The organism is Gillisia xinjiangensis (assembly GCF_046298265.1).
GTDB lineage: Bacteria > Bacteroidota > Bacteroidia > Flavobacteriales > Flavobacteriaceae > Gillisia > Gillisia xinjiangensis.
The window spans coordinates 769253-781928 of the sequence record NZ_JBKAHK010000002.1; the positions used below are offsets into that span (position 1 = coordinate 769253).

The following is a 12676-nucleotide window of genomic DNA, read 5'->3' on the forward strand; positions in this document are numbered from 1 at the left end:
AAGAGATTAAAATTAAGTCTTGGTTCTTGATTCTTACAGTTACGCCAAAGGCGGAACGATCTTGATTCTTTACCGGATAGTACTGTTTGACTTTTAAAAGATAACAGCTTTAAATTCCCAAACTTTCCAGAGAAAGAGCAGAAAAAATGAAAATGCCACAACCAATTCCATAAAACTGGAGGCCAGGAAACCGATAAAAGATCCAAAAGCTGCTTTTAAGGCGGATTTCCGATTGCTTTTATTAATAATCTCCCCAATAAATGCCCCCACAAAGGGACCAATAATAACTCCGAAGGGAATAGGTGAAAAAAGACCGATCACGAGTCCAAGCGTGGCTCCTATCATTCCGAATTTACTTCCGCCATAACGTTTGGTTCCCATAGCCGGAATGATGAGGTTGAGAGCATAAATAAGAGCTGCAATAACTAAGGTAATCCCTAAAAACCAATAATTTACAGGAACAGAAGGGGCAAGGTAAAAGACGAGCAATCCTACCCAACTAATTGGTACGCCCGGTAAAACCGGTAAAAAGCTCCCAAGAATTCCAATAACCATAAGGAAGGCAGCAAGGAAAACAAGAATAATATCCACCTAGTTGGAACGGTTTTTAAAAGACAGGTCGTCTTCACTTAACCCATTTTTAAGCGTATCCTGATCTCCGGATTGTTGGGTTTTCCTGTCCTTTAAAAATTTTAAAAAATCCTTTACAGTAGCATCGGAAGCAGAATCCAGAAAATCATTAAACTCTTTTCTTAATTGTTCTTTATCCATTTTAGTACAGATTATTTTATACCCAAAAATACGAAAATTTAAGGCATCTTTCCTTTCCGAAACTTGCTAAAATAAATTATTAAACTAAAAGATTAGGTTAAACTAAATATTTAGTTTAGATTAGCTGTATCAAAATTAATCATCCTGCTTTTTTAGGATTTATAGAAGTGCAATAGGGGTCAGGATATATCATAAAAAATTTCCCGCAGAATCCCGCAGATTAGCGCTGAAGACTTGATTAAAAACAATAAAACACAAATGAAACAATTAACGAAAGCCGAAGAGGAGATCATGCAAATCCTCTGGCAACTTAAAAAGTCCAATGTTGCCGCTATCATCGAGGAGATGCCGGAACCGAAACCCGCATATAATACCGTTTCTACAATTGTACGAATTTTGGAGAATAAGGAATTTGTAAGTCATGAAAAGCAGGGGAAGGGATACAATTATTTTCCGCTGGTAGACAAAGAAACCTACAGCAATCAGAGTATGAATAAGCTGATGGACAATTATTTCAACGGTTCTTTTAAAAGTATGGTTTCCTTTTTTGTGAAGAAAAACGATCTGGATACCAAAGAACTGGAGGCCATACTAAAAGAGATCAACAAAAAAGAATCCTGATATGTTAGTTTATATCCTACAAGTACTATTTTTTCAACTCCTGTTCCTGCTGGTGTATGAACTCCTGCTGAAAAAAGAGACCTTTTTCACCTATAACAGATGGTATTTATTGTTTAGTGCGGTGATCTCGTTTCTCTTGCCGCTGCTGAAAATCGAAGCTTTTTCCACGCTTGTCCCTGCAGAATCGATGGCTGTTTTTACCAATGTCTGGCTGCCGGAGGTATTTATAGGCAACACTCCTGAAAACATTCAGTATTTACCTGCTGTTGAGATTAGCAGTGCAACAGCAACTGTCAACTGGATGTATATAGCATATGGATTTGGGGCATTGGGAAGCCTGTTCCTGCTTTTCAGAAAATATCAAAATTTGAGTCGGTTGTTCAGGTTTAAAACGATTTCTGCGGAAAAAGATTTTAAGATAATTGAAGTTCCCGGTTCTACCATCGCCTGTACCTTTTACAAAACCGTGTTTTTGGGCGAACAACTTTCCGAAGAAGAAAAACAACAAATCCTTTCTCACGAGCTGGTGCATGTAAAACAAAAACACAGCCTGGATCTTGTATTTTTTGAAGTACTTAAAATTATCTTCTGGTTTAATCCATTGGTTTATATCTATCAAAGCCGGATTTCCACGCTGCACGAGTTCATCGCCGATGCGGCTGTGGTGAAAACCACCGAAAAAAGGAGCTATTATGAGCAATTGCTCAATAGTGCCTTCAACACGCGAAATATTTCATTCATCAATCAATTTTTTAATCATTCATTAATCAAAAAACGAATAGTCATGTTACAAAAATCAAAGTCAAAAACAATCGCAAAAATTAAGTACCTGTTAATCCTGCCGCTAATGCTGGTGATGCTCACTGTTGTTTCCTGCTCTATGGAAAATTCTGAAAAACCTGAAAGTAAAGATTCGCTTTCGGAACAACTAGATAAGATTAAACTTAAAATCGAAGAAAGCGAGGAGATTTCCCCGGATGATCAGGATAAACTGGTGGCGGTTACAATCGCTGCTCTTGAAAAATCTAAAAATTCCAAAGAAACTGATGGTTTTAGTGTTACTAAAGAGGTTAGACAAGCTAAGGATGTTCCTTTTGCAGTTATAGAACAGGTGCCGGTATTTCCCGGCTGCGAAGATCTGGCCTCCAATGAGGAACAAAAGAAATGTATGTCTGAAAAAATTCAGGAATACGTGAACAAAAATTTTAATACCGGTTTGGGGAAGGAACTTAATTTAAGCGGAGTTAACAGAATTATTGTTCAATTCAAGATCGATAAGCAGGGGGATATTGTAGAGGTAAGATCCCGGGCACCGCATCCCGATTTGGAAGTAGAAGCAGAAAGGGTAATTAATAGCCTTCCTTCAATGAAACCAGGGAAACAAGGAGGAGTTGAAGTTGGAGTGATGTATTCTTTACCGATAGTATTTCAAGTAGGTGAATAGTTTATAATCACATTAATAGTATTGGTATTTTCCAAAGCCGGAGCTCAAACTTCGGCTTTGGCCGTTGCAGATAGTTTGTTTGCGGTAGTCCAAACCGGTAAAAGGCCACAGATGTTTTATTAAATTAAAAAATCCCTTAGATTCGTAGATACAAGGGTGGTATAAAGACAATGTGTTTAATTATACGTTGGCAACTATTTAAAACAAAACTAAAAAATTTGACAATTGGAAAATATTTGGATAATAGCAACATCAATTTTTTTAATAATCACTTTTCTCTTTTGGTTAATTACTCGTGGTCAATATAAAAAAGAATATGGTAAGAAAATGTGGAAATTATGGGGAACGAGAACTTTTTATTGGCAAGGTGTGATATTCGTCGCAACCGGAGGTACATTTCTAATATTGTTTCTTTTAAAATCGGCAAATGTTCTGACTTTTTAGAAGTCTAAACGATATTTGCGAATAAAATTTCAATAAGATCATGGTAAAAGCTTTACTCTATATTTTCGGTTTTTTAATTGCAGGGGAATTGATTCGCTATGTTTTTAATATTCCCATCGCCGGGAATATCATTGGGATGCTCCTTATTTTTATCGCTTTACGCCTTAAATTAATAAAATTAAAAGATGTAAAACCGGCATCAGACAAGCTTATAAAATACCTGGTTTTATTTTTTATTCCTTATGGAGTAGGCCTTATGGTCTATTACAACCTCATTCAGCCTTTCTGGCTGCCAATTGCAGTTGCCGTGGTGGTCAGTTCAGTAATCACATTGTATGTAACGGCTATCATCCTGGAAAAATTCGGGAGATGAAAGAGATTTCTCAACTTCCCGTATTCGGTGTTTTTATTACGCTTCTGGCCTTTACTATTGCCGTACAAATCAAAAAGAAATGGAATTATATCCTGTTTAATCCAGTTCTTTTAGCGATTATTTTTATTATTATTTTCCTTCTTGTTTTTGATATAGATTTTGAAGCTTATAACAAGGGAGGTAAGTTTTTAAGCTTTTTTCTTGGTCCTGCAGTAGTGGCACTTGGAGTATTCTTCTATGAAAAATACGCAGAAGTGAAACAAAATCTGAAGCCTTTTATAATTGCTGTTACCGTTGGAGGCGTAAGTGGAATCCTGAGTGTGGTTTTAATATTGATATTATTCAGGGTACCCGATTTTATCGTGCAATCCATGGCGGCAAAATCGGTTACCGCGCCCATTGCTATTGAAATATCCAGAATTGCAGGTGGGGTTCCCGAAATTACCGCAAGTATTGTTATCGCGGTGGGTATTTTCGGGAATGCTTTTGGGCCTTTAATCCTGAAACTTCTTGGCATAAAGAATAAAATTGCCATTGGCGCCGCTTTGGGCACATCGGCTCACGCCATTGGAACCGCCCGGGCTTTTGAAGAAGGAAAATTGCCCGGTGTTTACAGCGGTCTCGCCATGTGCCTCAACGGAATCATTACCGCCCTTTTGGCTCCCTATATCCTCGATTTATTTTTTTCATTTTAGGATTTCTATATTTTGTTTGATCATCTTTTATGGAAATATAGAATTTGAGATAAGTCTGCATTGATGTTCGGGGTGGTAATTGAAATTGAGAGTTGTATCCTTTAGCTTATTGAATAACAGATTGCCAAGTTTTGCTTATTTTTGATTTTTAGATCCAAGCATCAAATTTCTTACATGAAAAAAACATTACTCCTAATCCTTTTTTCAGTTCTTGCCGGATGCAATAATTTTGAGACCAAGAAAATCACTTCCGAAGAAGTATTGGAGCTGGAAAGCAAAACGCTGAATTGGAAAGAAGTAGATGAATATCCAGCTTTTGAGAATTGCAAGAATATTACCGAACTCGACAAGGCGCGTGATTGTTTTGAAACCAGGGTAGCCAATTCGGTATACGCATATCTTGCCCGACAGGAACCTATAGTTACAGAGATTATTGATGATACGATCTACCTTCATCTTGAGATTTCCAGAACTGGAAAACCCGAAATTGCCTCTATTGAGGTGGATACCCTGGTCACCAACCAAATTCCGGAATTGAAAATATGGCTTCAGCAAAGCATCGATTCCCTTCCAAAGATCTATCCCGCCAGCAAACGCGGCATTCCCGTTAACAGTGTCTTTACCATGCCTATTGTTATTAAAGCAGAGTAGAGGTAATTTAAAATTCAAAGTTCACAATTCCGAATTCTTGAAGATTGTAAATCAACTGCTTTTTTTTTGTCATTCTGAACGAGCTTTTTGGGCGAGGAAGAATCCCTACAAAGAGTGGGGGAGATCAATTAAGAAAACTGATAGCACCTTATCATAAGACGTCTAATCAATACGCAGGATTCTTCGCTTCGTTCAGAATGAACTGTGTTTAAAAAAAAGAATTTTGAATTTTATACCTTGAATTTTGAACGGTTTTTTTCTTGGTTCTTGACTCCTGATTCCTTCTAACTTCGAAACTTCCTTCCTTTCCATTCAAATTTTTTAAATAAGGACATGAATGCAACCGAAGTCGAGAAAACCGGATATACCAAACTGCTCCAAAAGTAATTCCGCAGGATATCTTTTCGGTTAAAAAACTCTGCCGAATAAAACAACAACGCAAAATCCATATTGAATTTAAAAAAGAAGGCGAGCAATACCGGCTGGTAGGGAATGAAATCAAAGAATGTTAGGAGACTTCCAAGAATTAGCGAAAAATTCATCAATAACACCGAAAATCCTATAGATTTTGCGAACAGGCTTTTATATGCCGGCGTTTTTGCTGCCCAGCGAATGCGTTGGGATATCAATGCACTGAGATCTTTTTGAGGTTTGGTAAGTACGATCGCCTCTTCGCATTTTAAAAAGGCGATTTTTAATTTTTTTTCAGTGAATTTTTGAAGCAAAAAAACATCATCACCACTGGAAATCTCCCCATTTCCGCTGAAGCCATCAAGTTCAAAAAATGCCGATTTGTTGTAACAAAGATTTGCTCCATTACACATAAATGCTTTTTCTAGTCCAAAACCCCCGGCACCTGCAATTTGTAAACTCAGGAAATCCATCTCCTGAAAAGCATGGAAATATTTTAATCTTCTTTTTTCTTTTTTGATCTCCTGCTTATTTAAATATTTTCCGGTAGCGTTTAGGCGGGCTTTGAATGTTGAAACAGGACCCGCTATTAATTTCGCGCCTGTTTCCAGGATCTTTTCATTAAACGCCTGAAGCCAGAATGGAGGGAGTTCGCAGTCTGCATCGGTGGTGAGAATATAGGGATAAATGGCCATTTTAATCCCGGTTAAAATTGCGTCTTTTTTTGGAGAACCTGAAAGCCGTTGGTTTTCAAGCAGGGATATTTGCAGTTCAGGATATCGGGTTTTAAAGTGAGAACAAATCTTTTCGGAGCCATCTTCAGAAGAATCGTTTACCAAAAGAATTTCAAATAAAGAAAGCGGATACTTCAATTTCAGAATGGAATTCAATAAAACCGGTAAATTTTCAGCTTCATTTCTGTAGGGAATTATAATAGAAAAACTTATTTCAGAAGGAGCATGTTTCAGTTTAAATTCGGGTATTTTCCGCCAGCCAATGAGCAATGCCAGCATAAGCGTTAAATATAATCCGGTAATAAAAATAAGGAATAGGGTCATTATATGCTTTTAAGCCTGACTTCAAATATAGGAATAGCTGCTTAGAATTGCGTAGCTTTGTGATGTGCAATCCTGTTTTAGAGATTGCCTTCAGCCTGTTTAAATACAAGAATATAGCACATTTGAAAACCGAAAGAATTATCCTGGGAATAGATCCCGGAACCACAATTATGGGTTTCGGAATCATAAAAGTGGAAAATAAAAAAATGCAGTTTTTACAGCTGAATGAGTTGTTGTTAAGCAAATACAGCGATCCTTATATCAAGCTGAAACTTATTTTTGAACGTACCATCGAACTGATTGATACCTATAATCCCGATGAGATCGCGATTGAAGCTCCATTTTTTGGTAAAAATGTGCAGTCTATGCTGAAGTTGGGAAGGGCACAGGGCGTTGCGATGGCGGCGGGACTTTCCCGACAGATCCCCATCACGGAATACCTCCCTAAAAAGATAAAAATGGCCATTACCGGAAACGGAAATGCCAGCAAAGAACAAGTCGCAAAAATGCTTCAAAGCGTCCTTGGATTAAAGGAATTGCCTAAAAATCTGGATTCTACAGATGGTCTTGCCGCGGCGGTTTGTCATTTTTATAATTCAGGATCTGTGAGCGTTGAAAAAAGCTATTCCGGATGGGATGCGTTTGTGAAAAATAATCCGAAAAAAATAAAATAATTTGAAGATTTGAAAATGTGCTAATTTGAAAATATTAAATTATTCAGTTTTTAAAATATCTTATTAACATTAAACCAAAATCTTCAAATCTTCAAATTAAAAAATTTTCAAATCAATGTCCGGTATCTACTTACACATTCCTTTTTGTAAACAAGCCTGTTATTATTGCGATTTTCATTTTTCCACTTCGGTTAAAAAAAAGGGGGAATTGGTGAATATGCTTTGTAAAGAACTGGAGCTGCGCAAAGATGAAATACCGGGAAATGAAGTGGAAACGATTTATTTTGGCGGCGGAACACCATCACTTTTAAATGCCGGGGAATTGAAACAGATTTTTGACACGATATATTCCAATTTCCAGGTTACTGATGATGCAGAAATAACATTGGAAGCCAATCCGGACGATCTCAGCAGGGAAAAACTGGAGCTTCTGAAGGCATCAAAAATCAATAGATTGAGCATTGGTGTTCAGTCTTTTTTTGAGGAAGATCTAAAATTGATGAACAGGGCGCATAATGCCTCCGAAGCTTTGGAAAGTATTCAAATGGCAAAGGAATATTTTGATAATATTTCCATAGACCTCATTTTCGGGATCCCGAATATGAGTGAACAGCGCTGGAAAAGGAATATTGAGATCGCATTAAAGCTTGGTTTGCCACACTTTTCCTGTTATGCATTAACAGTAGAGCCCAATACAGCCTTAAAAAAATTCATCGACAAAGGAATAATAAAACCTGTGGATGATGATCTTGCAAAAGCCCATTTTGAAATTCTTATTCAAACCCTAAAAGAGGCGGGTTTTGTGCATTATGAATTTTCTAATTTTGGAAAGCCCGGATATTTTTCCCAAAATAATACCGCCTATTGGACCGGTAAACCCTACCTGGGAATCGGGCCTTCAGCACATTCCTATGACGGGGAAACCAGAAAATGGAATATCAATAACAATACCTTGTACATAAGATCACTTCAACAAGGAGCTATTCCTTCAGAAGAAGAAAAGTTGAGCGTAAAAGATAAATATAATGAATATGTGATGACGCGCCTGAGGACGATGTGGGGAGTTTCTCCTGAAGAAGTCGGGGAAAGATTTGGAACGGTTTTTCAGGAATATTTGTTGGAACAGGCAAAGGAGCATTTGAAAGACGGGCTGCTGAACAATGAAAATGGCAGATTACACGTTTCAGAAAAGGGGAAATTTTTGAGTGACGGGATTGCTGCAGATTTGTTTTTTGTGGAGTGAAATTCCCCCTTCCAAAAAATAATATATTAAAAAAAACACCCATCCTTTTCAAGGAGGGGTGTCCGCAGAGCGGACTGGGTGGTTAGAAACCGGAAAACATCTATGAAAGCAGAAATAACCTACAACCAAAAAAAATACAGCATTAACCTCTCAAAACCTTTGGATATTTCCCTGAGTTTACGGGGAGATGATAAAAACCCCATTGCCTGGTATTTGGAAAGTCCCAGGATTTTCCCGGTGAAGGATGGAGATTTTATTGGAAAGGTGACTGCCGGGGCTTCCACCAATTTTAATACGATTGAGTTTAATCCACATGCTCATGGGACACATACCGAATGCGTGGGCCATATTACCAGGGAATTTCATAGTATCAATGATTCCCTAAAAAAATTCTTTTTTACTGCAAAACTTATTTCTGTTGAACCGGAGACCAGGGGAGCGGATAAAGTGATTACAGAGGAGCAGATTAGGAAAGGACTCCAAAAAAATGAAGTGGAGGCACTTATAATTCGTACGCATCCAAATCACATCGATAAGCGCACCCGAAAATATTCGAATACCAATTGGCCATACCTGGAGGAAAATGCGGCTAAATACATACGGGAATGCGGAATTAAGCATCTTTTAATCGACCTGCCATCGGTGGATAAAGAAAAGGATGAGGGAAAATTGTTTTCTCATAAGGCATTTTGGGACCATCCTAAAAATACCCGTTTTGAAGCCACCATCACAGAGCTTATTTATGTCCCGAATAAAATTGAAGATGGCGATTATATTTTGAACCTTCAAATCGCTTCTTTTGAAAATGATGCTGCACCTTCCAAGCCGGTGTTATTTAAACCTGAATAGGTTATGATCTTGGTGTTGTAGGGTTTTTATCAGGTTAGATGATGAACGACGTTCAGCATGACGTTGGGAAGGTGAATTAAGATTTCAATCACATAAAGATCTGAAACCAGCTAGGCATTTAGTGGCGAGGTGTGCTTACTCTGCATAAAAAAGTCCGCTCCTTTTAAGAAGCGGACTTTATATTTTCTGAATAAATTTCAGAAGAAAAGATTATCCTAAGGCTACTCTTTCAAAACTAACTACTTTAAGATCGCTGTCTACTGATTTCACGTATGCTGCAACACTCATTTTGTTGTCTTTAATGTAATCCTGGTTCACCAAAGTGTTGTCTTTAAAGAAACGTTTGATTTTTCCTTTAGCGATATTATCCAACATCTCTTCAGGTTTTCCTTCTTCTCTTAATTGATCTTTTGCAATTTCAATTTCCTTTTCGATGATAGACTGATCTACACCCTCTTCATTCAGAGCAACCGGGTTCATCGCGGCAGCCTGCATAGAAACATTTTTTGCAACTTCCTCTGCCCCAGGTACATTTTTTGAAAGACCTGTTAAAACAGCAATTTTATTACCTGCGTGGATATAAGAACCTACAAAAGGAGCTTCCAAAGATTTGTAAGCACCAATTTCGATTTTTTCACCAATCACACCAGTTTGTTCAGTCAATTTATCCTGAACAGAATTCCCTTTATAATCTGCAGCCAGGAATTCTTCTTTAGAAGAAGTAGCAAGTGCAATATCGGCGAGATCTGTAGCTAATTGAACGAAAGAATCATTTTTGGCCACGAAATCTGTTTCACAATTTAAAGAAATAATAATTCCTCTGGTTGAAGCCTCATTTACTTTTGCAATTGCAGCACCTTCAGAAGAATCTCTGTCGGCACGGTTAGCAGCTACTTTCTGGCCTTTTTTACGTAGAATCTCAATAGCTTTTTCAAAATCTCCTTCAGATTCTACCAAAGCTTTTTTACAATCCATCATACCGGCTCCGGTAGACTTTCTTAATTTATTTACTTCTGCGGCGGTTATATTTGCCATGACGTTTAAATTTTTGGGTTTTTAATGAAAAGGTCGCTTAGTTTTTATTTAAAAAAGAACTAAACGACCCATTTAAAATTATAAAAAGCTTATTTTATTTTTCTTCTTTTTTTTCTTCAGTTGAAGATTTAGCTTTTTCTAAAGTTTCTTCTTTAGATTCAAGTTTCACTTCTTCCTTAGCTTCTTTCATCGCTTTTTTATCCTCAGCATCTGTAGAAGGAACTTCTGGAGTTACTTTCTCTTCTGTCGCTTTTTTATCTTCAGCATCTGTAGAAGGAACTTCTGGAGTTACTTTTTCTTCCGTAGCTTTCTCTTCTGAAACTTTCTCTTCGGAAGCTTTTTCTGCTGGAGCTTTTTCTTCAGTAGCTTTCACTTCTGTAGTTTTTTTAGCTTTAGGAGCTTTGGTTCGTGCAGGTTTATCTGTACCAGCTTCTTCATTATCATCTTTTCCGGATTTTCTTTCAGAAAGACCTTCTATGATAGATTCTGCAAGGTAAGAAACCACTTTGTCGATAGATTTTGATGCATCATCATTTGATGGGATCACATATTCTACCTCACGTGGGTCAGAGTTTGTATCAACCATCGCAAAGATTGGAATGTTTAATTTCTGAGCTTCTTTAACAGCAATGTGTTCACGGGTGATATCTACCACAAATAATGCAGCCGGAAGACGGCTCATTTCTGAAATAGATCCTAAGTTTTTCTCCAACTTAGCCCTTAAACGGTCTACTTGCAAACGCTCTTTCTTAGAAAGCGTGTTGAAGGTTCCGTCTTTTTTCATCCTGTCGATAGAGGACATTTTTTTAACAGCCTTACGAATGGTGATAAAGTTTGTAAGCATCCCGCCAGGCCATCTTTCAGTGATGTACGGCATGTTTGCTCTTAAAGCCTGATCTGCAACAATTTCTTTTGCTTGTTTCTTGGTAGCTACAAAAAGTATTTTTCTACCGCTGGCTGCAATTTTTTTAAGGGCCTCTCCGGCTTCCTCCATTTTTGCAGCACTTTTATATAAGTTGATGATGTGAATCCCGTTGCGCTCCATATAAATATACGGCGCCATATTTGGATTCCATCTTCTTGTGAGGTGACCAAAGTGTACACCCGCATCAAGTAATTCTTTTACTTCTACTTTGTTTGCCATTTTTGTAATAGTTTACGTTCTGTTGAGACTAGCAACCCCGCTAAGGCGTGGTTTAGATGCTAAACTAACTTCCGCGGCAAGCGGAATAACAACAAAAATCTTATTAAATATTAAATGAACTTTGTTTAGGGCAGTGCCCAAAATATTAACGTTTAGAGAATTGGAATTTCTTACGTGCTTTCTTCTGTCCAAATTTCTTACGTTCTACCATTCTAGGATCTCTTGTCATCAAACCTTCTGGCTTTAAAACCGCCCTGTTTTCTGCATCAAGTTCTACCATTGCTCTGGAAATTGCAAGACGGATAGCCTCTGCCTGACCAGTAATACCACCACCAAAAACATTTACCTTTATGTCGAAGTTCTCTTCGTTTCCGGTCATGTTAAGAGGTTGCATCACTTTAAAAAGTAAAGGTCCAGTAGTGAAATAATCCTTAAGTGCTTTTTTGTTCACGGTAATGTTTCCGGTTCCCTGGCCAACATATATACGTGCAACTGCCGTTTTTCTTCGGCCAATTTTGTGAATAACCTCCATTACTTAAGATCGTTTAAGTTAATAGTTTTAGGTTTTTGAGCAGATTGATCATGTTCTGATCCTGCATAAACCTTTAAATTTCGGAATATAGCTGCACCTAATTTGTTTTTAGGCAGCATTCCTTTTACTGAGTTTTCAAGTAACCGTTCCGGTCCTTTATTGAATAATTCAGTTGCAGTTAGACTGCGTTGTCCCCCAGGATAGCCTGTATGGCGAATGTATTCCTTAGAATCCCATTTTTTACCTGATAAGTTGATCTTGCTGGCATTCGTAATAATTACGTTGTCACCGCAATCAACGTGTGGGGTGAAGTTAGGTTTGAATTTTCCTCTTAGCAGCTTTGCCACTATAGATGAAAGACGACCTAAAGTCTGACCATCAGCATCTACGTGTACCCAATCCTTGGTCACGGTAGCCTTGTTGGCCGATACTGTTTTGTAGCTTAATGTGTCCACACTAATTAATTTTACTTGTTATTAAACATTCCATTCCCTGTAACCCGACTTTGAATCGTGAAAACAGGGGTGCAAATGTACAATTATAAATTCATATTGCAAATAGCCACTTCATTAATTTATTTGGGCTGAAGTTATTGGAAGTCAAAGCATTTATGTTGCTTAAAAATCCTGTCCTGCAAAGGTTTATTTACAGGATTAGATTCTTTTGCTAATTGACCAGACACAGTGTTCCAGGCAAAAATTCGGTAAAAGGTGTTAAATTAACGGCAATCG

At 37.7% G+C, this 12676-nt stretch carries 15 protein-coding genes; 8 read left to right on the top strand and 7 right to left on the bottom strand.

Annotated features, from left to right (window positions below):
- Positions 1-93: 93 nt before the first annotated feature.
- Both ACKGJN_RS04575 and ACKGJN_RS04580 read right to left on the bottom strand, forming a co-directional pair.
- The gene (locus ACKGJN_RS04575) at positions 94-591 is read right to left on the bottom strand and encodes a DUF456 domain-containing protein (RefSeq protein WP_409538246.1); all 498 of its coding nucleotides are present in this window, start codon (positions 589-591) and stop codon (positions 94-96) included.
- Positions 592-771, bottom strand: coding sequence for a hypothetical protein (locus tag ACKGJN_RS04580; RefSeq protein WP_409538247.1), 180 nt, complete (start codon positions 769-771; stop codon positions 592-594).
- Positions 772-1029: 258 nt separating this feature from the next.
- On the opposite strand from ACKGJN_RS04580, the gene ACKGJN_RS04585 reads away from it, so the two are divergent.
- From ACKGJN_RS04585 to ACKGJN_RS04605, 5 genes are all read left to right on the top strand, one after another.
- Entirely contained in the window at positions 1030-1392 is a 363-nt protein-coding gene (locus ACKGJN_RS04585) for a BlaI/MecI/CopY family transcriptional regulator (protein ID WP_409538248.1), read from the top strand.
- A 1-nt stretch (position 1393) separates the two neighbouring features.
- Positions 1394-2836 (top strand): M56 family metallopeptidase, encoded by a 1443-nt coding sequence (locus ACKGJN_RS04590; protein WP_409538249.1) that lies wholly within the window; start codon positions 1394-1396, stop codon positions 2834-2836.
- A gap of 484 nt (positions 2837-3320) precedes the next feature.
- Positions 3321-3653 (top strand): CidA/LrgA family protein, encoded by a 333-nt coding sequence (locus tag ACKGJN_RS04595; protein ID WP_409538250.1) that lies wholly within the window; start codon positions 3321-3323, stop codon positions 3651-3653.
- On the top strand, positions 3650-4348 hold the full coding sequence (locus tag ACKGJN_RS04600) for an LrgB family protein (RefSeq protein ID WP_409538251.1): 699 nt from the start codon (positions 3650-3652) through the stop codon (positions 4346-4348). The genes ACKGJN_RS04595 and ACKGJN_RS04600 overlap by 4 nt, the downstream gene beginning before the upstream one ends.
- Positions 4349-4522: 174 nt before the next feature.
- The gene (locus ACKGJN_RS04605) at positions 4523-4999 is read left to right on the top strand and encodes a hypothetical protein (protein ID WP_409538252.1); all 477 of its coding nucleotides are present in this window, start codon (positions 4523-4525) and stop codon (positions 4997-4999) included.
- Positions 5000-5283: 284 nt separating this feature from the next.
- Here the strand turns inward: ACKGJN_RS04605 and ACKGJN_RS04610 are convergent, their stop codons facing one another.
- Positions 5284-6468, bottom strand: coding sequence for a glycosyltransferase (locus ACKGJN_RS04610; RefSeq protein ID WP_409538253.1), 1185 nt, complete (start codon positions 6466-6468; stop codon positions 5284-5286).
- Positions 6469-6590: 122 nt separating this feature from the next.
- Between ACKGJN_RS04610 and ruvC the strand changes: the two genes are divergently transcribed.
- The 3 genes from ruvC (at position 6591) to ACKGJN_RS04625 (ending at position 9234) form a co-directional block, all read left to right on the top strand.
- Positions 6591-7142, top strand: a complete 552-nt coding sequence (gene ruvC / locus ACKGJN_RS04615; RefSeq protein ID WP_409538254.1) for a crossover junction endodeoxyribonuclease RuvC — start codon at positions 6591-6593, stop codon at positions 7140-7142.
- A gap of 115 nt (positions 7143-7257) precedes the next feature.
- The gene (hemW, locus tag ACKGJN_RS04620) at positions 7258-8385 is read left to right on the top strand and encodes a radical SAM family heme chaperone HemW (RefSeq protein ID WP_409538255.1); all 1128 of its coding nucleotides are present in this window, start codon (positions 7258-7260) and stop codon (positions 8383-8385) included.
- A gap of 102 nt (positions 8386-8487) precedes the next feature.
- On the top strand, positions 8488-9234 hold the full coding sequence (locus ACKGJN_RS04625; RefSeq protein WP_409538256.1) for a cyclase family protein: 747 nt from the start codon (positions 8488-8490) through the stop codon (positions 9232-9234).
- A 210-nt stretch (positions 9235-9444) separates the two neighbouring features.
- Here ACKGJN_RS04625 and tsf read toward each other — a convergent pair whose 3' ends face one another.
- From tsf to rplM, 4 genes are all read right to left on the bottom strand, one after another.
- Positions 9445-10269: a translation elongation factor Ts gene (tsf, locus tag ACKGJN_RS04630; RefSeq protein WP_409538257.1), complete on the bottom strand. Its 825-nt coding sequence runs from the start codon at positions 10267-10269 to the stop codon at positions 9445-9447.
- Between the two features lie 94 nt (positions 10270-10363).
- Positions 10364-11413, bottom strand: a complete 1050-nt coding sequence (gene rpsB / locus ACKGJN_RS04635) for a 30S ribosomal protein S2 (protein ID WP_409538258.1) — start codon at positions 11411-11413, stop codon at positions 10364-10366.
- Between the two features lie 145 nt (positions 11414-11558).
- Entirely contained in the window at positions 11559-11945 is a 387-nt protein-coding gene (gene rpsI, locus ACKGJN_RS04640; protein WP_409538259.1) for a 30S ribosomal protein S9, read from the bottom strand.
- Complete coding sequence (rplM, locus tag ACKGJN_RS04645; RefSeq protein WP_409538260.1) at positions 11945-12400, bottom strand: 50S ribosomal protein L13; 456 nt, start codon at positions 12398-12400, stop codon at positions 11945-11947. Before rplM ends, rpsI begins: the two co-directional genes overlap by 1 nt.
- Positions 12401-12676: the final 276 nt, after the last annotated feature.

Excerpts from the sequence above, each read along its gene's own strand:
- ACKGJN_RS04580 (WP_409538247.1), bottom strand. The coding sequence starts at position 771 with ATGGATAAAGAACAATTAAGAAAAGAGTTTAATGATTTTCTGGATTCT.
- ACKGJN_RS04585 (WP_409538248.1), top strand. The coding sequence starts at position 1,030 with ATGAAACAATTAACGAAAGCCGAAGAGGAGATCATGCAAATCCTCTGG.
- ACKGJN_RS04590 (WP_409538249.1), top strand. The coding sequence starts at position 1,394 with ATGTTAGTTTATATCCTACAAGTACTATTTTTTCAACTCCTGTTCCTG.
- ACKGJN_RS04595 (WP_409538250.1), top strand. The coding sequence starts at position 3,321 with ATGGTAAAAGCTTTACTCTATATTTTCGGTTTTTTAATTGCAGGGGAA.
- ACKGJN_RS04600 (WP_409538251.1), top strand. The coding sequence starts at position 3,650 with ATGAAAGAGATTTCTCAACTTCCCGTATTCGGTGTTTTTATTACGCTT.
- ACKGJN_RS04605 (WP_409538252.1), top strand. The coding sequence starts at position 4,523 with ATGAAAAAAACATTACTCCTAATCCTTTTTTCAGTTCTTGCCGGATGC.
- ACKGJN_RS04610 (WP_409538253.1), bottom strand. The coding sequence starts at position 6,468 with ATGACCCTATTCCTTATTTTTATTACCGGATTATATTTAACGCTTATG.
- hemW (WP_409538255.1), top strand. The coding sequence starts at position 7,258 with ATGTCCGGTATCTACTTACACATTCCTTTTTGTAAACAAGCCTGTTAT.
- ACKGJN_RS04625 (WP_409538256.1), top strand. The coding sequence starts at position 8,488 with ATGAAAGCAGAAATAACCTACAACCAAAAAAAATACAGCATTAACCTC.
- tsf (WP_409538257.1), bottom strand. The coding sequence starts at position 10,269 with ATGGCAAATATAACCGCCGCAGAAGTAAATAAATTAAGAAAGTCTACC.
- rpsB (WP_409538258.1), bottom strand. The coding sequence starts at position 11,413 with ATGGCAAACAAAGTAGAAGTAAAAGAATTACTTGATGCGGGTGTACAC.
- rpsI (WP_409538259.1), bottom strand. The coding sequence starts at position 11,945 with ATGGAGGTTATTCACAAAATTGGCCGAAGAAAAACGGCAGTTGCACGT.